The organism is Lacinutrix cladophorae (genome assembly GCF_053604645.1).
The window spans coordinates 69,514-91,392 of the sequence record NZ_JBSHNR010000087.1; the positions used below are offsets into that span (position 1 = coordinate 69,514).

17 protein-coding genes are annotated in these 21,879 nt (G+C 31.1%); 11 read left to right on the forward strand and 6 right to left on the reverse strand.

Features of this window, described 5'->3' with window-relative positions; all coding sequences use genetic code 11:
• Positions 1-10 precede the first annotated feature (10 nt).
• Positions 11-535, forward strand: a complete 525-nt coding sequence (locus ACVC3Y_RS05005; RefSeq protein WP_303425429.1) for a DUF4136 domain-containing protein — start codon at positions 11-13, stop codon at positions 533-535.
• A 15-nt stretch (positions 536-550) separates the two neighbouring features.
• On the opposite strand, the gene ACVC3Y_RS05010 is transcribed toward ACVC3Y_RS05005, so the two are convergent.
• Genes ACVC3Y_RS05010 through ACVC3Y_RS05020 form a run of 3 tightly spaced genes read right to left on the reverse strand, consistent with a single transcriptional unit; the run spans position 551 to position 8,532 of the window.
• Positions 551-1,936: a M64 family metallopeptidase gene (locus ACVC3Y_RS05010; RefSeq protein ID WP_452226293.1), complete on the reverse strand. Its 1,386-nt coding sequence runs from the start codon at positions 1,934-1,936 to the stop codon at positions 551-553.
• 2 nt (positions 1,937-1,938) lie between these two features.
• A complete protein-coding gene (locus ACVC3Y_RS05015) occupies positions 1,939-2,436 on the reverse strand; it encodes a hypothetical protein (protein WP_303425442.1) in 498 nt (165 codons plus the stop codon).
• 3 nt (positions 2,437-2,439) lie between these two features.
• Entirely contained in the window at positions 2,440-8,532 is a 6,093-nt protein-coding gene (locus tag ACVC3Y_RS05020) for an alpha-2-macroglobulin family protein (RefSeq protein ID WP_452226294.1), read from the reverse strand.
• 250 nt (positions 8,533-8,782) lie between these two features.
• Between ACVC3Y_RS05020 and ACVC3Y_RS05025 the strand changes: the two genes are divergently transcribed.
• The 6 genes from ACVC3Y_RS05025 to ACVC3Y_RS05050 all read left to right on the forward strand — a co-directional run bounded on the left by ACVC3Y_RS05025 (position 8,783) and on the right by ACVC3Y_RS05050 (position 16,364).
• On the forward strand, positions 8,783-9,736 hold the full coding sequence (locus tag ACVC3Y_RS05025; RefSeq protein ID WP_303425444.1) for a tetratricopeptide repeat protein: 954 nt from the start codon (positions 8,783-8,785) through the stop codon (positions 9,734-9,736).
• A 105-nt stretch (positions 9,737-9,841) separates the two neighbouring features.
• Positions 9,842-10,513, forward strand: a complete 672-nt coding sequence (locus tag ACVC3Y_RS05030; protein WP_303425445.1) for a TetR/AcrR family transcriptional regulator — start codon at positions 9,842-9,844, stop codon at positions 10,511-10,513.
• Positions 10,514-10,517: 4 nt separating this feature from the next.
• On the forward strand, positions 10,518-12,173 hold the full coding sequence (locus ACVC3Y_RS05035; RefSeq protein WP_303425446.1) for a peptidase domain-containing ABC transporter: 1,656 nt from the start codon (positions 10,518-10,520) through the stop codon (positions 12,171-12,173).
• An 11-nt stretch (positions 12,174-12,184) separates the two neighbouring features.
• Positions 12,185-13,540 (forward strand): HlyD family secretion protein, encoded by a 1,356-nt coding sequence (locus tag ACVC3Y_RS05040; protein WP_452226295.1) that lies wholly within the window; start codon positions 12,185-12,187, stop codon positions 13,538-13,540.
• On the forward strand, positions 13,537-14,928 hold the full coding sequence (locus ACVC3Y_RS05045; RefSeq protein WP_452226296.1) for a TolC family protein: 1,392 nt from the start codon (positions 13,537-13,539) through the stop codon (positions 14,926-14,928). The genes ACVC3Y_RS05040 and ACVC3Y_RS05045 overlap by 4 nt, the downstream gene beginning before the upstream one ends.
• Before the next feature lie 80 nt (positions 14,929-15,008).
• Entirely contained in the window at positions 15,009-16,364 is a 1,356-nt protein-coding gene (locus tag ACVC3Y_RS05050; protein WP_452226297.1) for a UDP-N-acetylmuramate--L-alanine ligase, read from the forward strand.
• A gap of 50 nt (positions 16,365-16,414) precedes the next feature.
• Here the strand turns inward: ACVC3Y_RS05050 and ACVC3Y_RS05055 are convergent, their stop codons facing one another.
• Both ACVC3Y_RS05055 and ACVC3Y_RS05060 read right to left on the reverse strand, forming a co-directional pair.
• Positions 16,415-16,954, reverse strand: coding sequence for a hypothetical protein (locus ACVC3Y_RS05055; RefSeq protein WP_303425454.1), 540 nt, complete (start codon positions 16,952-16,954; stop codon positions 16,415-16,417).
• A 136-nt stretch (positions 16,955-17,090) separates the two neighbouring features.
• A complete protein-coding gene (locus ACVC3Y_RS05060; protein WP_452226298.1) occupies positions 17,091-17,498 on the reverse strand; it encodes a nuclear transport factor 2 family protein in 408 nt (135 codons plus the stop codon).
• Between the two features lie 218 nt (positions 17,499-17,716).
• Here ACVC3Y_RS05060 and ACVC3Y_RS05065 point away from each other — a divergent pair, with 218 nt between their 5' ends.
• The gene (locus ACVC3Y_RS05065) at positions 17,717-18,364 is read left to right on the forward strand and encodes a hypothetical protein (RefSeq protein WP_452226299.1); all 648 of its coding nucleotides are present in this window, start codon (positions 17,717-17,719) and stop codon (positions 18,362-18,364) included.
• Here the strand turns inward: ACVC3Y_RS05065 and ACVC3Y_RS05070 are convergent.
• Positions 18,357-18,956, reverse strand: coding sequence for an FMN-binding negative transcriptional regulator (locus tag ACVC3Y_RS05070; protein WP_303425460.1), 600 nt, complete (start codon positions 18,954-18,956; stop codon positions 18,357-18,359). The genes ACVC3Y_RS05065 and ACVC3Y_RS05070 overlap by 8 nt on opposite strands.
• Before the next feature lie 82 nt (positions 18,957-19,038).
• Here ACVC3Y_RS05070 and radC point away from each other — a divergent pair, with 82 nt between their 5' ends.
• From radC to ACVC3Y_RS05085, 3 genes are all read left to right on the forward strand, one after another.
• Positions 19,039-19,737: a RadC family protein gene (gene radC, locus ACVC3Y_RS05075; RefSeq protein ID WP_303425463.1), complete on the forward strand. Its 699-nt coding sequence runs from the start codon at positions 19,039-19,041 to the stop codon at positions 19,735-19,737.
• 119 nt (positions 19,738-19,856) lie between these two features.
• Positions 19,857-21,158 (forward strand): polysaccharide deacetylase family protein, encoded by a 1,302-nt coding sequence (locus ACVC3Y_RS05080; protein WP_303425466.1) that lies wholly within the window; start codon positions 19,857-19,859, stop codon positions 21,156-21,158.
• Positions 21,151-21,837, forward strand: a complete 687-nt coding sequence (locus ACVC3Y_RS05085; RefSeq protein WP_303425468.1) for a YjjG family noncanonical pyrimidine nucleotidase — start codon at positions 21,151-21,153, stop codon at positions 21,835-21,837. The genes ACVC3Y_RS05080 and ACVC3Y_RS05085 overlap by 8 nt, the downstream gene beginning before the upstream one ends.
• Positions 21,838-21,879 lie beyond the last annotated feature (42 nt).

Here is a 21,879-nt window from a genome sequence, read left to right on the forward strand (position 1 = left end):
AAAGAATTCCATGAAATGTATTAAAATAGTATTTTTTATTTTCTTAATTACTGCTTGTGCTCCAATTTATGTAGTAAGTGATTTTGAAAAAGATACCGACTTTTCTAAATATAAAACCTATAATTATTATTCCGATATAGATACTGGTTTAAGTGAGCTTGATTTTAAACGATTGTTAAATGTATTAGATAATCAATTACAAATTAAAGGGTTTAGACTTTCTGAAAACCCAGATTTCTATATAGATATTAATAGTAAAGAATACCCACAAGAACAGCGAAGTACAGTTGGAGTAGGAGTTGGTGGAACAAACAGAAATGTAGGAGGAGGCGTTTCTATTGGGATCCCTGTTGGGCAAACAAAAATTACAAGGCAAATTGTATTCGACTTTGTAGACGAAAAAGGAATTGGACTTTTTTGGCAAGCAGAAACCGAAAGTGCTTTCAATCCTAATGCAATACCAGAAAAGCGAGAATCTGTGCTTCAGGCTGTTGTAGAAAAAATGTTGGCGAAATATCCTCCCGAAACTAAATAAGGAAATTTACAATTTTTAATTCTTTACTAACTTTTTGCTAGCTATTAAAGTATTATTTTGATAAAAGTTAGTAATGTATAATCCTCGACTTAATGCGCTAATATCCATTTGTGATGTTTCCGAATTAGATAAATTAAGAGCCTTTATTTTTTTGCCATCTATGCTAATAATTTCTACTAAAACATCTTTTCCTAAAGTGTTTTCTATGTTGAAATTTACAAACGTATTGGATGGATTTGGATACATAGAAATATTAAAATCGTTAGCAATCACATCTTGAATACCTAAAGTATTATCTATAGTCCATGAAATTGTTGCTACGTGAATAGATTCGTGATTGTCTATATTTAATTGTGTCGTTGCATCGTGAACTACTACTGTTAAGTTGTTTGTTCCTGTGTCTAAATCGCTTTCAAGTACATTCACGGTTTCTACATTAGTTGCATAAGTACTACTGTTTAGTGTCCATGTGTTTTCTAGTGTAGTACTAGGTATTGTTTGAATGGTATTTATTAGAAATGGTATAGGGAAAGTTGGATTACTTATAGTAGCTTCAGTTGGAGAATAGGAATCTACAGGAGAAACTAAATCGTGAATTTTTTCAATAATACCTTCCTTACAAACAGCGCAAAAAGGAAATCCTAAATAGCGCATTTTGCATGTTTGATGTGGTCTATTCCAATCTGCAGCATTTCCGGAAGTTGCATAAGCGTATACACCAACATTGTCTACACCAATCCAGTTTTTCCAACGTACTAAAGTAGGATCTGTTTCTTGTGTCATATTAATAGCTTCAGCTGCAAGTGCATCTCCAGGATAATATTCATCTTTTAAATTCACAAAAGAATGCCCTAATTCATGAATAGCAATCTCTCCAGAATCCAGCCCTGTAGAAGCAATAGGAAATGGTCCGCCACTTCCTCCGTAATATGGCGAATTCACCAGAATAAGTGCTTGGTCATAAGCAGGGAAATTTGTTGCTAAAACGGTAGAGATGCTTCCTTGGTTTTCTGTATAAAGTAATCTGTGTATATCATAACTATCATACATGGTACCAAAGTAATTATTTACTGTTTGTATTGGTACACTATAGCTTGCTTCGTCTGAAGCAGTTCCTGGATGTGATGCACCACTTTCCATAGATATTACTTTTATAATATGTACATTAAAGTAATTTTCATAGCTAGCAAAAGGTTCTTCTGCAAATAAATCGTTCATAAAACTAGTTGCATCTGTTTCAAATTGGCTAAGCTCACTTGATGTATAACCATCCCCTAAAATAACTAGATTAATACGTTTGTTATCTGCACCAGAATCTTTAATTTTTACTACATCAAAAGTTTGCGAAAAGGCAACTTGTAAATTAAAAGCCAGAAGTATTAAAAGTAATAGTCTTTTCATGCTTATTCTATTTTAGTAGTAATATGTTGTATTGGTTTGGTATTTGTAAATTCTGATATAGCAATATGTTTTGCTTTGGCAGGTAATTGCAATCGTATATGAAATTGCACAGTATCTAAATCTAAAACTTTTTTTTCAAAATTACCAAAATCGTTAATAAACTCCACTGTTTTTTTTAATGGATTTTTTAAAACATGTTTTTCTAGTATATTTAATTCTGCGTCTAGAATGGCATATTCTAAATCGCCATATGTTGTGTTTTCGATCTCTACAGACTTTCCTTTTAACTTTCCCTTTGTATTAATTTGATTGATTAGTGTAATGCTTTTTTTCTCTTTTTCATTTTTTACTATTTGATAGTTTAAAAATAGAATTTTGTTTTGTACACTAGTGATAGTCTCTTTATTTATGGAATCAGTTTCAGGCATTATTTGTTTTTTTGAAGCACAAGAAAACACAACAATACTAGTAATTAAAAATAGGTATACTTTTTTTTTCATTTGTTATTCTACAGTGATTTTAACGCCTTCACTATGACTACTAAATTCTGGTGCATACATACTTTGAATGGTTGTAATACCATTACTCATGTATCCTGAATTATTTACACGTAAATCATATTCGAAAACAAATACACCTTTTGGTAAATAGTCAAAAAAGAAATTTGTAGCGGCATCTTTTGTGCTTTCGTAATACCCCAATCCATCTTGCCATTTGTATTGGCTAAGCACATTTATTGGTTCTAAACCTGCAGCTCGCATATCTTTCATATGTACAAACTCCATAGCACGATCACTTCGTAATTCTATTCGAACTCTTACCAAATCACCAACTTGTAATTTAGTATCTATAGAAACTTCTTGAAGTTCTTCTCCTGAGTCAGTATTCTTTTTTAGGAAGAGTTTTTTCTTCAATTGCAAAGGGGTTTCTGCCGAAGTAATTTTATCTAAATCCTCAAAATACTGCCAATACAAACTTCCCCAAGCAATACCTTTTCCTTTTTTAGAAATCTGTACTTCTGCCATCTCAGGTTTAATTTCTGCACCTTTCCATGCCGTTTTAAAATATCCAGTTCCAGCTTCTATTTTTACGTCTTTCAGTTTTTTAGGATCTAACTCTTGATTACCAATTACAATATCTACCATATCTGTAATACTTAACCAATCGCTTCCTTGCAGTAATAAAGCATAAACGGCTTCGGTAGTTGCTTTGGTGGTTTTCCATCGATTTGTTTGTTTGTTTTTAAGCAGCCAGATTTTAAGATTGTCAATGGTTTCTATATCGTTTTCAATTTCAGAAAACGCTTCAATAAGCAAAGCTTGTGTTTCTATTGGAGCTTGATGCCAATACCACGAATTGGTGTTTTCTTTCCAATACATTCCTAAAGCATCACTAGTAATGCTGTTTTCTTTTAAAGATTTAATAATCGCTTTTGCAGTTTTATTATCGTCTAATCTTTCTGCAATTAAAGCCATCATTCCTTTTGCATACAAGCTTCTAGATAACCAATATTTTTCTATTTGTGTTTTGTAGTACCTGGTAATGTCTTGTACTTCTTTGCTCTTTTTTATTTCAGGAAAAAAGCTACGCATGTATAAATAATGTAATTGCGTGTAGCTTAAATGATCTTTAGACATATCGACATCTTTGTTGAATTTTTGAATGTCTTTGTATTCTTGAATAAATGCAGCATCTAAATAACGTATAGCATTTTCAATCATTTTTGATGCTTCGGAAGCTTCTACTTTTAAATGTTTAAGATGTCCAAAACCAGTAATAATATGTTGCGTGATATAACGGTTTTCTCTTCCGCCAGCAAACCAAGACCAAGCACCATTTTGCATTTGGTTTTGTTCTAGTTTACGTTTTGCAGACTGTAACTCGTTATTCATTTTGTTTAAATCGAATAATAAGGCAATACGTTTTTTTTGTTCGGTTTCACTTTGTGCATCTCGTAACCAAGGAGTTTCTTGAATTAAAAGAGCTTTTAATTCTTGATTTTTTTCTAAGTTTGAAAGTAATGCGTCTGTGTTTTTCCACTGGTTAAAAACCTCCTGAATTCTAGGGTTACTATTTGCAATATGACTTGCCAATGCGTTTGCATAATATCTACTGAAGGTTTGTTCATTACAATCGTAAGGATATTCCATTAAATACGGTAGCGCTTGCACAGCATACCAAGCAGGATTGCTGGTCATTTCTAACGCTAGATTATGATTTTTAAGCGTTGTGGAATGGTTGTTTTTTAGTTTGTCTAAAGTGAAGGTTTTTGTCTCGTTGCTTTTAATCCACATAGGAAGCGTTTCGGTAACCAGCAATCTATTGGTTAACACCGGAAGCACGTTTTGTTCGCCATCGCTATAATCATTAGAATGTGCAATAATTTTATATTGCACAGCAGATATATCTTCTGGAATGTAAAGTAGCCAAGAGACTTGTGTGTTTCCTTTTGCATCTACCGTAAATTGTCTTGTTCCAAATGCGCCAGAATAATTCCCAGTATAATTAGGGCTTGATATTTCGGCTACTGTGAATAGTTTTTTATCAATACGTTCGCCAGTTGTAGCATCAAAAAGTTGTAAAACCGCTTCGCCAGAAATTTGCTTTTCGGTAAGATTTGCAATTTTAGAGCGGATAACAATTTCATCTTCTTCACGTAAAAAACGTGGTGCATTAGGAATTACCATCAACTCTTTTTGTGTAACAGTTTCTAAACGATTTACAGTACTTTCTAGTTTTTTGGTATGTGCTAATAGTTGGAGGTTCCATTTTGTTAATGCTTCTGGAGTAGTAAAACTAAAGCTAATATTTCCGTCTGAATCTGTTTGTAATTGCGGAAAGAAAAAAACGGTTTCTTGTAGGTTTTTTCTAATGGAAACACCTTCGAAGTTGGATTCCTCTTTTGTTTCTGCTTCATTTACTTTAATTCCAGATATTTTTCCTCCTAATGTATCTTGAACTGAAATTTCTTCACTAACAGATATATCTGCCATATCCATTTCAGCAACAGGAGCTCCAGCAACTTGTGTTTTTTGTGAAGCACTTCGTTTTACTAGCATCCTGTTTTCTGTTTTATACATTAGTCTTCTGTATCCAAAATGCAAACCAAACCAATTAATCTGGTCATAATTTTGTTGCGAATATGATGCTGTATAATTGTTTTGGTTGTGTATTCTAAAACCAATAGCGCCAAAACTTTGTCTTGCATTTGTTCTATTTCGAGTATAGTAATTTTGTTGTTTTATTGGATTAAAATTCCATGTATGCGGTTTAAATGGATCTAAAGAAGCGTCATACATACTTGCTAGTAATTCGGCACTTACTTTTTCACCTTGCGGTCCTTTAATTTTAAAACTCCAAGTTTCGTCTGTTCCTGGTTGTAGTTTGTCTCTAAAGGTTTTGGTTTCTATTTCTAATTCTGTTTTAGGATACGGAACAACAATGTTTACACTAGAACCTTGATAACTGTTATAGGCTGAGAAACTATAATGCACCACAAAGCCACCAACATCTTCTTTGTTAACGGGAATGCTAATCGTTTTTTTGTTGTTATTTAAAGTAATGATTTCTTGTTGAATGATTTCCTGATTTTTTTCTACAGCTACGGTTACGTATACCTCTTTTGCTGCAGAAGCAAAGGTGACTTTTGCATTTTCACCTATTTTATAAGCGTCTTTGTTTGTAGTAACATTAAAAAGTTGATGGTCTGCTATGGTTTCATCGTTATTGCTAAACAGCGTTGTTCTTATTTCGTCTTTTACTTCTTGACCAAATAAATCTTTGCTTTCTAGTAGAATGACATAAGCGCCAGATTCCCATTTTTTTAGATTGCCTAAGGTTAATTCTTTCTTTTTTGAAGTATCGAATTTTTGATTAAGAACTAGCTTGCCTTTTTGCCAAGTTGTACTGTTGTGTTCGTCTTTAAACGCTTCATTTGGGAATTTGTTTTTAAATTCACTTTCCGATATGTCTTGATAATCTGGAGCATTCCAAACTCTTGGTCGTAATACCTGTTTTGGTGCTATTAGTTTATAGATTTTAATGCTTCCTTTTGCAGGAGCAAATTCGCCATTTAGGTTTTTAGTGTCTATTTTTAATATGTGCTCTTTATTGCCTTTGTCTAATTTGTCTGCAATAGAAAGGGTGGCCAGTAAAGCATGATAGCCAACATTTACAGTTGTGGTTGCAGTTCTGGTTTCGCCATTAAGATCTGTGATATCTGCAGTTACTACATAATGAAAAACAGGAAGGTTTTTTTGGTCTACACTTTGGTCTGGAAGTGCATTGAATTTTATTTCGAATTCGCCACTATGATTCGTTTTACTTTCTCCATTTGTAATTTCTTGAGGTTCACTAGAAAAAAAAGGACGATACCAATAATACCATCTAGGATATTGTACTTTTCGGTGTACACGATAGACGACTTTAGCGTCTGTAATGTTACTTCCAGCATAAGCTAGTGCATTTCCTTTTATGGTAATTTCATCATTTACTTTATAGGTTTCTGTTACAGGAAGAAATGTAGCTTCAAACTTTGGGCGTTTATATTCTTCGACTGAAATATTGGTGTTTCCGTTTATTTTTACTTTTTCAGAAGAAATACTAATATTGAAATTACCTGTTAATCCTGTACTTGGTAGAATGAATTCGCCTTGAAAAGAACCAAATGTATTCGTTACAAATTCTAAAGTTTTCACTTCTTGGTAATTAGCGTCTTTTAGTGTTACTGTTATTTTTGTGTCTGGAAATACTTCCGAGACATCGGTATTGGTTTTAATAGCAATTCCTTTAAAGAAAACCGTTTGTCCTGGTCTGTAAATACTTCTGTCTGTAAATAAAAAACCTTTATACGTTTCTTTGTTTTCTATGTTGTTATTATAGTTTTTGTATATATAATAATCGCCAAAATATGCTTTTTCATCTTGATGTGTTACTTCCATTTTTACACTACTATATCTTTCGGTGTTTTTATGAAGTACAGCTTCTCCTTTGGTGTTAGCTACTATGTTTTCTATAGTTCGCGTACGATTGTTGTTTTTTAAATAGCTAATTTTAAGTTTCGCATTAGGAATAGGTTTTCCGTTATTTCTGTTAATAACTTGAAAGGTTGTTTTGTCTTGTTTGGCCTTTTCTACAACCGCCAAATTAGTAACTTGAATATTGGCAAAGCCAAAAGTATTTGTATCCTTATTAGGCCTTGCAAAAACAATGTACCTTCCGTTGTTTAGTTTAGGTAAAATAACTTCTGTAGTATGTGTTTGGTAATCTTTTTCATTACGCAATGTGTTTTTCCAACGTGTAACGCTTTCTAGTTTGTTAATAAAAGCTAACTGTTCTTCCTTTCTGTAGGTTTTATTTAATTGTTCTAATTGGCTCTCTGAAATGGTATACACGATAAAAGATACATCGTTCAAGTTTTTATACCGAATTAAGAATCTAGCTTCTTTTTGGATTGGTATATGTGCTTCTGAAGTAATTTGAAGACTTTGTTGTTCGATTTGTTGTTTTAAAACTAGACATTTTTGAGCAGCAATACTTTTAGAGAATTGAGTAATTACGGTATTGCAAAGCGCAAGTGCTTCTTTGTTTTTCCAACGGTTTTCTTCTTTAGTTTCTGGTTGGTATTCTGCACCTTGTTGAAAATATGAGGTAGCTATTTCAAAATCGTATATACCAGAAACCGTATGGTTTTTAAATCGTTTACTTTCTGCTTGTAATGCTTCTAGGTAAATTGCATCTTTATTCGAAAAGGTCGCGTGCTGTCTTACAAATTTTAGTCTTTTAATATTTACATCTGCTAATGCTTTAGGCGATTTGTCTTTACTATGAAACTGAATTAGGTCTTGGTAAATTTTTAAAGCATGTAGCTGTAACGATGTACTATCTTTTGATTTTATATTGAATGAAGAAAAAACGGAAGCTTCACTTAAATAATCTGCTTTGTCTATTTCAAATTTATATGCAGGTTTTGTGATGCTGTTTTCGTCGGTTTCATAAAAACTTAGTGCATTATGATTTAGTAAATCAAAAAGCGTAGGTCTAAAGGTTTTAGAGTTTTTTTGTTCTTGTAAAAGTGCACTATAGTTTTCTAAATTCGTTTGCTGCAACAATAAGCCATTTTCTAAGGAGCTTTGGTAATAAGTATTAATTTCTTTGTATAGGGTTTGTAAATCCCAAGTTCTAAAATCTGTAACATCAACTTTTTCTTCGGTTTTTGTTCTGTTATAAAACTTATATCTATTGTCTTGAAAATATTGCCAATATAAGTTCGCTAGTAAATTCTCTAATAGGTTTTTTGTGGGAGAAATACTTTGGCTTATTTCTTTCTTAAAATCATTTACAATTTTTAGTTGTGCATCTTCTTCTAAGGTAATTGCATATTTACTTTTGTATAAAAGCGTTTTTACAATTTGTGGTGTGTTTTTATCTGTTTTGGCTTTATTACTAATTGTTTCTACAGCTTTTAGTGCAGATTGTGTTAATCCCTTTTGTTCTAATTGTTCAATTTCTTTCCAAAGATTGCTGTAATCTTGGTTTTGTGCTTGCGTAAAATTTGCAAAAAGGACGATCATAAATATAGTGATGCTATTTTTCATGTGTTTATATCTATAGTTTTTCAAAGGTCACATGTAGTATTCATTTTAAACTGTATTCTTGTATATCAAGTTTTTTATGAATGTTTCATATTCCAAGTTTTGTGTAAAACTAACTTCAAAATGTGTTCCAAAAAACAAATAATTAGTCAATACTGCTTTTGGATGAGTGAAGTTAACTTTTTTTTAAAGAATTGTAACTTTTTAGTATTCCTTTTTGAAAGTTTATATTTGTGCTATCGACTTAAAATATATGCGAAATTTTTTAGTTTTTTTGTTATTCCCTTTATTAAGTTTTAGTCAGCAAAGTCTGGATAAAGCTGAAGTATTACTTCAACAAAAAGAATATGAAAAAGCAGAACATTTATTGTCTGTTTATGTTTCAGAAAACCAAGAGGATAATAAAGCAATTGAATTATTTGGTGATGCTTATGGCTACCAAGAAAAATGGGAGGAGGCGATAATAGAATACCAAAAATTGGTGGATGCAAAACCACTAAATGCTAACTACCATTATAAGTATGGAGGCGCTTTAGGTATGAAAGCATTACAAGTAAATAAAATTCTTGCTTTAACTCTTATTGGTGATGTTAAAGAAGCCTTTTTAACCGCTGCTAAATTAGATGCGAAACACATAAATACACGTTGGGCTTTAGTAGAATTATATATGCAATTACCAGCAATTGTAGGAGGAAGTAAAAGTACCTCTATGCAATATGCAAATGAATTAGAAGCTTTATCTAAAGTAGATGGGTATTTAGCAAAAGGCTATATTTATGAATATGATGACGAACCAGAATTAGCCGAGAAATATTATAAACTTGCAATAACTGAAGGAGGATCATTAACTTGTTATGAAAAACTTTCTAGTTTTTATGAAAATACGAATACACCAGAAAAAGCAATAGCAACAATTGAAGCTTCACACGCTAAACATAAAAGAAACGCATTACATTATCAAATAGGCAAAGTAGCAGCAGAATATAACATTCAACTTGTAAAAGGGGAGCAGTGTTTGTTAAGGTATATTGAAGGTTATTCCGCTGAAGATGGAGTACCAATTGCTTGGGCTAATTATAGATTAGCGCAAATTTATAAGCATCTTAACAACAAAGAAAAAGCCTTGAAATATATTGAATTGGCTATTGTATTACTTCCAGAAATAAAAGTTTTTAAAGAGGAAAAAATATTCATTAATAAATTATAATTTAATTCATTGTAACTTTTATAAGACTGCAAAAAGCAGTTTTTTTTATTTTTATTTTTTATTTTAATAGTAATACTATTATATTTGCAATCAAAATATATGTATATGATTAGTTTACTGTCAAATTTAAAGATTAACGTACCAGAAAAAATTTTTCTTAAAGATCCAGAATCTTCAAAATTAGGAAAGCGTATTATAGAACATGGTATTCTTTTAATAGAGGAAATAGGCTTTGATAGTTTTACATTTAAAAAGTTAGGTGTAAAAATTGGATCTAATGAAAGTTCGATTTATCGTTATTTTGAAAGTAAGCATAAACTACTATTGTATTTAACTTCTTGGTATTGGGCTTGGATAGAGTACCAACTTGTTTTTGCTACACATAATATTTCTGATGAAAAATTACAGTTAACAAAAGCGATCGAAATTGTTACAAGAGCAATACAAGAAGATAGTACGTTCTCACATATTAATGAGGTTGTTTTAAATAGAATTATTATTAACGAATATTCTAAATCCTATTTAACCAAAGAAGTCGATGCAGAAAATAAAGAAGGATACTTTATCATTTACAAGCGATTAGTAATTAGAATACGAGACATGATAATTAATATAAATCCGAATTATAAATATGCCTCAAGCCTTGCAAGTACTATAATTGAAGGTGCTTTGCATCAACATTTTTTAAAGGAACATTTTAAGTCGATAACAGATTGTGATGAGAAAACTTCGCCAACACAATTCTTTACAGACCTTACATTTAATGCTTTAAAATAAATATATGAAAAATACTACAATGTCCCCTTGGCAAAGGCTTTTTGGTTTACTTAAATTAGAAAAGCGTGCCGTTTTACAAGTGTTTTATTATGCCATTTTTGCTGGATTAGTTTCGTTGTCCTTGCCTTTAGGTATACAAGCAATTATTAATTTATTACAAGGAGCACAAATAACTACCTCTTGGATTGTTTTAGTCGTTTTAGTAACCCTTGGTGTTGCTTTTGTTGGCGTTTTACAATTGATGCAAATGCGAATTATAGAAACACTTCAACAGCGTGTTTTTACACGTGCTTCTTTTGAGTTTATCTATCGTTTTCCAAAAATCACTATGGAAGAGTTGCGTAATTACTATCCACCAGAATTAGCAAATCGTTTTTTCGACACCTTAAATGTGCAAAAGGGGTTGGCTAAAATATTAGTAGATATTCCAGCTGCCGTTTTACAAATTGTATTTGCACTAATATTGCTTTCATTTTACCATCCTTTCTTTATTGCTTTTGGCGTTATACTTTTAATATTAGTATATGTGGTTTTTAAATTTACTGCTAAAAAAGGAATGGAAACTAGCCTGCAAGAATCTAAAAACAAATACAAAGTGGCACATTGGATTCAGGAAGTAGCAAGAACTATAATAAGTTTTAAACTGTCTGGAAAAACCAAATTAGCATTAACAAAAAACGATGCTTTTGTAGATAAATATTTAAATGCTAGAGAATCACATTTTAGAATTTTAGTACTACAGTTTATACAAATGATTGGTTTTAAAGTAATCGTTACAGCAGGTTTGTTAACCATTGGAGGCGCATTAGTTTTAAATCAAGAAATGAATATAGGACAGTTTGTGGCTGCAGAAATAATAATACTATTAGTAATTAGTTCTGTGGAAAAGCTAATTCTTGGTTTAGAAGCTTTTTACGACATTTTAACTTCTTTAGAAAAAATTGGTCAGGTTGTAGATAAAGAATTAGAAAGTCAAATAGGAGAAGATCCAATTTTTAGTGAAAATTTTAAAATTGAGTTAGAAAATGTAACCTATAATGTACCAAATAGAGATAAAAATATTTTAGAAAATATAACAATGCAAGTAAATGCAAACACTAGTACCTTAATTCGTGGCGAAAGTGGAGCAGGTAAATCTAGTTTGTTACGTTTGTTTGCAGGATTAATAAAACCAACAAAAGGAACAATATTTTTAGATAATTTTTCTTTAAATAACATTCATTTAAATAAATATAGAGGGCAAATAGGGATGTCTTTATCTGAAGAAACTCCTTTTGAAGCTACACTTCGTGAAAATATAACCTTTGGAGATGATAGTCTTACCGATGAAGAAGTTTTCTGGGCAATTGAAAAAGTTGGACTTCAAACATTTATTAAAGAACATCCTAAAGGACTTAACACTGTTATTAATCCAGAAGGAAAACAAATTGCATATACAGATGCTAAAAAGATAATACTAGCACGAGCAATTGTTAGAAAACCAAGACTACTAATCCTTGAAGATCCTTTAGATCAGTTTGAATATAAAGAATGGGAAAAGGTTATGAATTTCTTATTAGATCAGTCAAATAATTGGGCAGTTATAGTAGTAAGTGGAAATAAAAGATGGCAAGAAAAATGCCAAAACACAATTACATTACAAAAAGGAAAAATGATTTAATTTATCATGCTATGTTAAATATATCCAATAATACATTACATAAAGAGTTCGATTTTAATCAATACAAATCCGGACAGAAAACATTTAACAAAAAATACTATAAGTACTTTAATCGGTTTCTTCTAGGCTTTGCCGTTTTTTGTTTTGTTATACTGTTTTTTCCTTGGACACAAAATATAAGTGGACAAGGACAAGTAACCACATTAAAACCAGATCAAAGACCACAAACGATACAGTCTCCAATTCCAGGGAAAATAGAAAAGTGGTTTGTACAAGAAGGAGATCAGGTAAAAAAAGGAGATACTATTCTAGAAATTTCTGAAGTTAAAAGCGATTATTTCGATCCGAACTTGGTTACAAGAACAGGAAATCAAATAAACGCAAAAAATGCATCTGTAACTTCTTATTCTGAAAAAGTAAAAGCTTTAGATAGGCAAATAACTGCACTAAATACAGCAAGAAGTTTAAAACTAGAACAAGCAAAAAATAAATTAATGCAATCGCATTTAAAAGTTAAAAGTGATAGTATAGAATTGGAAGCAGCAAATACCAATTTAAAAATTGCTAAAAAACAATATGATCGTACCGTAACTTTACAAGAGGAAGGGTTAAAAGCATTAAAAGATGTTGAAGAAAAAAGACTAAAACTTCAGGAAACACAAGCGAAACGTATTTCGCAAGAAAATAAGTTTCTAGCTAGTAAGAATAATGTTATTAATGCCCAAGTAGAAATAGCGAGTGTTAATGCTTCGTATAACGATAAAGTATCTAAAGCACAAAGTGATAAGTTTACAGCACAATCTAGTCAGTTTGATACAGAAGCTCAAGTAAGTAAGTTAGAAACCAGTTATTCTAATTATGAAATGCGTAATACGTTACGTTATGTTACTGCGCCACAAAACGGATTTATTAATAAAGCCATTAGAGGTGGTTTAGGTGAAACTTTTAAAGAAGGGGAAAGTTTGGTAAATATTATGCCATCACAATACGATTTAGCTGTAGAAACTTACGTAAAGCCTTTAGATTTACCATTACTTCATGTTGGTGAAAAAGTACGTGTGCAGTTTGATGGGTGGCCAGCAATTGTTTTTAGTGGATGGCCAAACGTATCTTATGGAACCTATGGTGCAAAGGTAGTTGCCATAGAAAACTTTATTAGTTCTAATGGAAAGTTTAGAGTATTACTAGCGCCAGATACTGCCGAAAATATTTGGCCTGAAGCGATTCGTGTTGGTTCAGGAGCAAAAACTATGGCCTTGTTAGAAGATGTACCTATTTGGTTTGAGTTATGGAGAAAATTAAATGGTTTTCCTCCCAATTATTACCAACCAGAATCAAGTAAAACAGATAAAAAAAGTAAAAAATGAAAAGACTGATAACAATTTTTTTGTTTAGTTTCTCTAGTATGCTTTGTGCACAAGAAGAACGCTCTGTTTTACGTTTTGAAGAGTATTTAGCTTTTGTAAAAAAATATCATCCTATTGCAAAACAAGCACAGTTGGTAATTAGTGAAAGCGAAGCAAAATTATTAAAAGCAAGAGGTGCTTTCGACCCTAAATTAACATTAGATTACGATAGAAAGAAGTTTAAAGGCACAACGTATTATGATAAATTAAATACTTCTTTTAAAATTCCTACATGGTATGGTATTGCGCTTAAAGCAAATTTTGAAGAAACAGATGGTGTATATCTAAATCCAGAAAAAACACTTCCTCAAGATGGTTTGTATAGCGCAGGAATATCTTTTTCTGTAGCACAAGGACTTATTATTAATAAAAGAATGGCTTCCTTAAAACAAGCAAAATTTTTTAAACAACAAGCACAGGCAGATCGGGATATTCTGGTAAATAATATTATTTATCAGGCTTCTTTAGTTTATTTTAATTGGTTAAAAACATATAATGAAGTGAATCTTTATAAGGAGTTTTTAAGTAATGCGCAATTAAGGTTTAATGGTATTAAGCAAAATGTAGAAGTAGGTGAAAATGCAGCTATAGATTTAGTGGAAGCTAGAATAGTAGTAAACGAAAGAGCGTTATTGCAAGAAAAAGCAAAAGTGAAATTCATGAAAGCAACGCTAGAATTATCTAATTATTTGTGGTTAGAAAATAACATTCCTATAGAGTTGCAGGAAAATGTAATACCTAATGTTAATAGCGAAGAAAGTATTGATGATAGTTTAAATATTTCAGAATTAGCAATTTATGATTTTAACATAGAAACACATCCAAAAGTGAAATCCTTAAGTTATAAATACGAAAGCTTAAAAATAGAAAAACGTTTAAAAGCCAATATGTTATTGCCAAAAATTGACTTGCAATATAATTTTTTATCACAAACACCAGAAGTAACAAATAGTTTTAATACTGCGAACTATAAAAGTGCTGTGACGATGCGTTTTCCTTTGTTTTTAAGAAAAGAACGAGGGGATTTAAAACTTGCTAAACTAAAAATGCAAAACACAACTTTAGATATTACGGTGTCTAAATTACGTATAAAAAATAAAGTAGATGCCATAAAAAACGAGTTACAATCCTATACTATTCAAAACGATTTAACCGATAAAATGATACAAGACTATGAACAATTGGTTGCTGCAGAAGAACGCAAATTTACTTTAGGTGAAAGCTCTTTGTTTCTAGTAAATTCTAGAGAACGAAAACTTATGGACGCGCGTTTAAAAGCAATTATATTAGAAAACAATTATTTTGAAACCAAAGCCAATCTCTTCAATAATTTAGCTGTAAGTATTTAAAAAGGTACAACAACAGATTCATGAAAATTAGTGAAATTCAGGTCAAAAAACTATCTTTGAAACATCTTCAAAAATAAAACATGAACGTACATTTTATAGCTATAGGTGGATCTGCAATGCATAATCTAGCCTTAGCATTACATAACAAAGGGTATCAAGTAACTGGAAGTGATGATACTATTTTTGAGCCTTCAAAATCTAGATTAGCAGCTAAGCAGCTTTTACCAGAAAGCTTTGGTTGGTTTCCAGAAAAAATAACAACAGATTTAGATGCTATTGTTTTAGGAATGCATGCCAAAGCCGATAACCCAGAATTATTGAAAGCACAAGAATTAGGCTTAAAAATTTATAGCTATCCGGAGTTTTTGTACGAGCAATCTAAACAAAAAACCAGAGTTGTAATAGGAGGAAGTCATGGTAAAACAACCATTACCTCGATGATTTTACATGTTATGCATTATCATGATCGTGATGTGGATTATATGGTTGGTGCGCAATTAGAAGGTTTTGATGTCATGGTAAAACTTACCGAAGACAATGATTTTATTGTTTTAGAAGGGGATGAGTATTTAAGTTCACCAATTGATAGAAGACCAAAATTTCATTTATACAAACCTAATATTGCTTTGTTAAGCGGAATTGCTTGGGATCATATTAATGTGTTTCCAACCTATGAAAACTACGTAACCCAGTTCGATATTTTTGTAAATAGTATTGTAAGAGGCGGAAGCATATCTTATAATGAAGAAGATGCTGAGGTAAAAAGAGTAGTAGAAGCTAGTGAAAATACCATTAGAAAACTACCATATCACACTCCAGAATACACAGTAGAAAATGGACAAACACTTTTAGAAACTTCAGAAGGACCTTTGCCAATAGAAGTTTTTGGAAAACATAATCTTAATAATCTTGCAGGAGCAAAATGGATTTGCCAACACATGGGAATTGACGAAGACGATTTTTATGAAGCTATTTCTACTTTTAAAGGAGCAAGTAAGCGATTAGAAAAAATTGCCGAAAGTAAAAATGCTGTTGCCTTTAAAGATTTTGCACATTCGCCAAGTAAAGTCGAAGCAACAACAAAGGCTGTAAAAGAGCAATATGAAAATAGAACATTAGTTGCTTGTTTAGAATTGCATACCTACTCTAGCTTAAATGCCGAATTTTTAAAAGAATACAAAGGCGCTTTAGATGCAGCAGATGTTGCAGTAGTTTTTTATTCGCCACATGCTGTAGAAATTAAAAAACTAGAAGAAGTTACACAAGCGCAAATTGCCAATGCTTTTCAGCGTGAGGATTTAATTATTTATACCAATCCTGAAGCATTTAAAGACTTCTTGTTTGAACAGAATTTTGATAATACAGCCTTGTTATTAATGAGTTCTGGTAATTATGGAGGTTTAGATTTTGAGGAGGTTAAAAATTTAATAGAATAGCTTTTGCAACATAGCTCATGTTATTTCTATGCTAATAGTATACCGATTATTTAGTCTTCAGCTATTACACGTTTATAAACTCTTTTATTACCTCGAGACTCCAAATTATCATTATCTACAATAGTTAACTCAAAAGTATTTTTATCTATAGCATGTATAATGGATCTAGCTTCATAGTATTTTGCCTTTCTGTTATATTTACTTTCTACATAGGTTACTTGTGTAGTCTTTTCATAAATCAAGCCATCATTATAATACCAGCTAGATTTTGATTGTTTGATAAACATATATTTTTGGCGTAATTGGTATGGTATGGTAGAATGCCTTATAAATTCATAAGTTGTTGTACCGTCTTTTTTTAAATGCCATAAAATTGTAACTTCTATTCCTTCTTCGATTTCATTGGCTTCCCATGTACCATAAAGAAAATTTTTAGGAGGTGGATTTTCTATTTTAGCATACATGTTATAGGTTTTCTCAATGGCATAGGTTCCAAAAGAAAGTACACCAATTACAGTGCCTATTACTGAAATTTTGGTTGGAAGTGTCCACTTTTTCCATTGGGATTTGGTGGGTATAAGTTTTATCATTCAGATTTTGTGTGTATATGGTTGAAAAATAGCTAAGTAACTAAGTTAAGAAATATAAAGGAAATACTTATAATTACTTATTTAGCATACATAGGTTACCATCTGATTGCGTAAAAAAAACAGCAAAATCTTGTATTTATGCTCCAGCATCTGCCAACTTCTTAGTATCTACATATTGCTGAAATCGTGTTATTTTACCATCGTTATTAAGTGTCCAAAAATGCGCCACTTGTGCATTATAGCTTTTACCTGTTTTCTTTACTTTGGCATCATAACGTAAGGTTGCAAAAACTTTATTGTCATGCATGTTATGAAGTTGCACATCTTTCAAATGGAAATATTCATGAACACTACCAAGACGGGCAAATACACCATTTAAAATTGCATCTGGACCAATATATGGATTGCCGCTTGCAAGCGAATTACTTTCGGCTTCATTCCATGTAATATATCGATCCATTAACTCAAGAACCGCAGGCATATCTCCTGTTGCAAAAGCTTTGTAAAGATTGTCTATAACTTGCATGTTTTTTTCGTTTTCCATGATTTTTATGTTTTAACAGGTTGATAGTTAAAAGATTGTGTTGCTAAATTACATTTTTATTCCATAAAGAGAATCCGTATAATCCCGTGTTTTTATACTAATATACTAAAGAGTAAATAGTTGCGTTATGGTCTTGTAAACCAACTAAACCAGAAGCTTATATAGCAGTATTACGTTTTAATTTAATCAATACAAATCCAAACCAAAACCAATTAATTATGAAACGTATTCTATTAACTGTATGCTTTTTTGCCCTTTTCTTTTCGTGTAATTCTGATGATGATAATACTGGTAGTTCACAAGTAGAAGCTAACTTTTTTGCTTTAACTGTGGGTAATTCTTGGGAATATCGATACTATGATTTTAATACTTCTAATAACAGTTTTGAAGCTAGTACTATTGTAGATAATGTTTCTATTGTTTCCACAGAAGAAATTGAAGGCGAAACTTATTTTAAATTTCGATATTTCACAACAGGAAACGATCTTAATTCCCCATATTATCCAGCAAATGGAGAATCCTTTAGATATTTTAGAGTGGATGCTGAAAATTTAGTCGACGATAGTAATATCATTATTTTTCTTAGAGAAGATCATGAAGAAAGATTAATTGGAAACTTGAACGATCCTATTTTTCAGTATTTAAGATTGGCTGAAGATATGCAAGATCTTACTACAAATGCTGGAGTATTTGATGCATTAGATATGGAATTATATGCAAGAGATGAAGATGGTAATTTATATCCTGGTATTTCCCATTATTACTATGCAGAAGGTATCGGGTTGGTTTTAAATACTGCGACATTTCTTTCTTCTACACAGCATTTTCAGGAAAGACGTTTAGAGTCATATCATATTATTAACTAAAAACGCTCTCCAAAAACATTTGAATACTCTCTTGATTAGCGCGAATCAATTCCGCTTTAGCGTTAGCAGTATCTATCGTTTTTTTGTCTTGTGAGAGTTTAAATTTACCTTCAAAAGTATCTATACTAATTTCAAACATTTTAATATAATCTAGAGCAGCTTCCATTCTAGGGTTGTCTGCTTTAAGTTTGTATTTATGCTTTGGAGCTTCAAGAAATTCTGTCATATGGATTAAAGAATTTTTTAAAGCTTCTTTACTTTCAATAGCTTTAACAGTTCCTTTAATGTGTACTTTTATGTAATTATACGTTGGTAATTGTGTTGTAGTATAAATACTTGGCGAAATATAACAATCTGGCCCTGAAAAAATAATAGTAACCTCGTTATTCGCTTTTAGTAATTTGGTTTGCGGATTGTAAATATCAATATGTCCAATCAATTTACCATCAGATTCCCTGTAAATTAATGGCAAATGTGTAATATAAGGTTGGTTGTCTCTTATAGAAATAACAGTAGCCAGAGGATAGGTTTTTATTACTTCTATAATACGAAGTTTGTTATTTTCTTGATGGTGTTTTGGTGGATATTTCAATGAAATGGTAAGTTGTTAACAAGTGGTTATCGAAAATATTCTCTATATTTAATATCTATAAAAGTAACAATTAGCAAGCAATATGTCTAATAAATCCACTTCCTTTTCCATAAAAAATTGGAGTCAAGACGATCAGCCAAGAGAAAAACTTCGAGATAAAGGTAAAGCAATATTAAGTGATGCCGAATTAGTTGCGATTATAATTGGTTCTGGCAATAGAGAAGAAAGTGCCGTTGCTTTATGCAAACGTATTTTGGCTAGTGTAGATAACAATTTAAGTGAACTAGGTAAATTATCGCTTCAACAATTGCAGCAATTTAAAGGAATAGGAGAAGCAAAAGCCATAAGTATTACAGCAGCTTTAGAGATAGGAAGAAGGAGAAGAGGAGGTGAAGCTTTGCATAAAATGAAAATTAATTCTAGTATTTCGGTTTTCGAGTTGATGCAACCTGTTATTGGCGAATTACCTCACGAAGAATTTTGGATTGTATATTTAAACAATTCGAATAAGGTCATTCAGAAAAATCAATTAAGTAAAGGCGGAATCACTGGAACTTTAGTCGACGTGCGATTAGCATTAAAAGCAGCTTTAGAAGTTGGTGCAACGGGAATTATCTTAGCTCATAATCATCCTTCAGGAACTTTAAAACCTAGTAATGCCGATATACAACTTACCAATAAACTAAAAACAGCAGCTCAAAGTTTAGATATTAAAGTACTAGACCATCTTATTATAACCGAAAAAGCATATTTTAGCTTTGCAGATGAAAGCATGTTATAACATGTGAAATTCTAAAAGTAAAAAGTTAGATTCCAAAAAATTAAACAGAAACATTTCTTGGTTTATACCAATTGCAGTTGGAATTTGTTATTTTTATTTTTTGGAATTTTCGAGAGCCTATGTTATTAGTATATACACATAAAATTACACCAAGAGTAAAGTATGTTTTTAAACATATTTGTACTAGAATTTTGGGGCTTCCTGTTACATTTACAACTACAATCGAAGAGTTTATTGCACACGATAGTTTAAAAATATCGTACACAAAACAGCCATTAAGTCACGAGATATTTATACGAAGTAATGAGTTGTTGTTTGAACAAGGTTTAAACGATGTAGATATTAATATACAAGATTGGGAAAACACAAAAGGTTTTTTTTCTACAGGAGAAAAAAGTGTTTTGCCCTACGATATTTTTGCAGCATCCTTTTACTTACTTTCTAGATACGAAGAGTATTTACCACATGTAAAAGATGCCTATGGTCGTTTTACTCCAGAAGAGAGTATCGCATATAAACATGGCTTTTTAAAACAACCAATTGTAGATGTTTGGGCATATAAGTTTAAAAGTATACTCCAAGAAAATTATCCAGATTTTGAATTTGAAACCAAAAAATATCAAGTAAAACCTGTTATTGATATTCCGGAAGCATTTAGATTTAAACAAAAAGGTTTAATGCGAAGCATAGGAGGAACACTTAATGAATTAGTGACTTTTAAATTTAAGAGCTTATATGTTAGATTTTCGGTTTTATTTGGGTTAAAGAGAGATCCGTTTGATACTTTTAAATATATTTTAAACAAACAGAAACAATCGGATTTTAAATTTGTTTTTTTCTTTTTAATTGGAGACTATTCTACTTACGATAAGAATATCAATGTAAATAAAACAAAGTTTGTTTCGCTCATTAAACAAGTTTCCGATTATAGTATTGTTGGCTTAAAGGCATCCTTTTTTGCTATATCAAATTTTAAAATACTAAAAAAAGAAAAGGATAAAATGGAAGCAGTAATAAATACATCGTTATTAGCTTCACGAAATTCATTTTCAAAATTAAACCTTCCAGAATCCTATAGAAATTTAGTAGAACTTGAAGTGCCAGAAGATTATACCATGGGATTTGTAAACCATATTGGGTTTAGAGCAGGAACATGTACTCCTTTTTTCTTTTACGATTTAGATTACGAAGTACAAACACCATTAAAAGTGTACCCGTATAATTTATTAGATTATGCTTTGCTAAAAAACAATTCTCTTTTAGATAAAAAGAGAGTGTTAAACCAAATTATTAAAGAAATTAAGCAAGTAAACGGTTGTTTTGTGCCTATTTTTCATAATTATACTTTTAGTGATATGGATAGATGGAAAGGGTTTAAAGAACTTTTTAATATTATTATAGAATCGCCAAACGATGCATAAAAAAATTACAGATATCTTTTTCGATTTAGATCATACCCTTTGGGATTTTGATAAAAACTCTGGTTTAACTTTTTATAAAATCTTCAAAATAAATAAAGTCGATGTAAATGTTTCTCATTTTTTAAAACTCTATGAACCAATAAATTTAAACTATTGGAAACTTTATAGAGACGAAAAAATAGATAAAGAATCTTTACGATTTGCTAGACTTAACGATACTTTTCAAGCGCTTAATATTTCTGTAAATCAAGAATTAATTCATCAGTTATCGAAAGATTACATCACCCATCTCTCTAGTTTTAATCACTTGTTTGAAGGCACTATAGATCTTCTAGAATATCTAAAACCAAAATATAACTTGCATATTATTACTAATGGTTTTCATGAAGTACAACAGCTTAAATTAGAAAAAGCAAAAATTGATAGTTACTTTAAAACGGTAACAAACAGTGAAATGGTTGGTGTAAAAAAACCAAATCCTAAAATATTTAAGCATGCATTGCAATTAGCTAATACAACCAAGCAACAAAGTATTATGATTGGCGATAATTATGAAGCAGATATTCTTGGCGCTTTACATTATGGTATAGACGCTATTTGTTTTAATTATCATAAGGTTTCTTTAGATTCAAAAATAAAAAAAGTGGATAGCTTAACAGAATTAAAAAGCTATTTCTAAATAAAATATCTTAAATTTAGTATCGTTCTTGTTTAAAAGAAA

Coding starts and splice junctions, on each gene's coding strand:
- ACVC3Y_RS05005 (WP_303425429.1), top strand. CDS start 11: ATGAAATGTATTAAAATAGTATTTTTTATTTTCTTAATTACTGCTTGT.
- ACVC3Y_RS05010 (WP_452226293.1), bottom strand. CDS start 1,936: ATGAAAAGACTATTACTTTTAATACTTCTGGCTTTTAATTTACAAGTT.
- ACVC3Y_RS05015 (WP_303425442.1), bottom strand. CDS start 2,436: ATGAAAAAAAAAGTATACCTATTTTTAATTACTAGTATTGTTGTGTTT.
- ACVC3Y_RS05020 (WP_452226294.1), bottom strand. CDS start 8,532: ATGAAAAATAGCATCACTATATTTATGATCGTCCTTTTTGCAAATTTT.
- ACVC3Y_RS05025 (WP_303425444.1), top strand. CDS start 8,783: ATGCGAAATTTTTTAGTTTTTTTGTTATTCCCTTTATTAAGTTTTAGT.
- ACVC3Y_RS05030 (WP_303425445.1), top strand. CDS start 9,842: ATGATTAGTTTACTGTCAAATTTAAAGATTAACGTACCAGAAAAAATT.
- ACVC3Y_RS05035 (WP_303425446.1), top strand. CDS start 10,518: ATGAAAAATACTACAATGTCCCCTTGGCAAAGGCTTTTTGGTTTACTT.
- ACVC3Y_RS05040 (WP_452226295.1), top strand. CDS start 12,185: ATGTTAAATATATCCAATAATACATTACATAAAGAGTTCGATTTTAAT.
- ACVC3Y_RS05045 (WP_452226296.1), top strand. CDS start 13,537: ATGAAAAGACTGATAACAATTTTTTTGTTTAGTTTCTCTAGTATGCTT.
- ACVC3Y_RS05050 (WP_452226297.1), top strand. CDS start 15,009: ATGAACGTACATTTTATAGCTATAGGTGGATCTGCAATGCATAATCTA.
- ACVC3Y_RS05055 (WP_303425454.1), bottom strand. CDS start 16,954: ATGATAAAACTTATACCCACCAAATCCCAATGGAAAAAGTGGACACTT.
- ACVC3Y_RS05060 (WP_452226298.1), bottom strand. CDS start 17,498: ATGGAAAACGAAAAAAACATGCAAGTTATAGACAATCTTTACAAAGCT.
- ACVC3Y_RS05065 (WP_452226299.1), top strand. CDS start 17,717: ATGAAACGTATTCTATTAACTGTATGCTTTTTTGCCCTTTTCTTTTCG.
- radC (WP_303425463.1), top strand. CDS start 19,039: ATGTCTAATAAATCCACTTCCTTTTCCATAAAAAATTGGAGTCAAGAC.
- ACVC3Y_RS05080 (WP_303425466.1), top strand. CDS start 19,857: ATGTTATTAGTATATACACATAAAATTACACCAAGAGTAAAGTATGTT.
- ACVC3Y_RS05085 (WP_303425468.1), top strand. CDS start 21,151: ATGCATAAAAAAATTACAGATATCTTTTTCGATTTAGATCATACCCTT.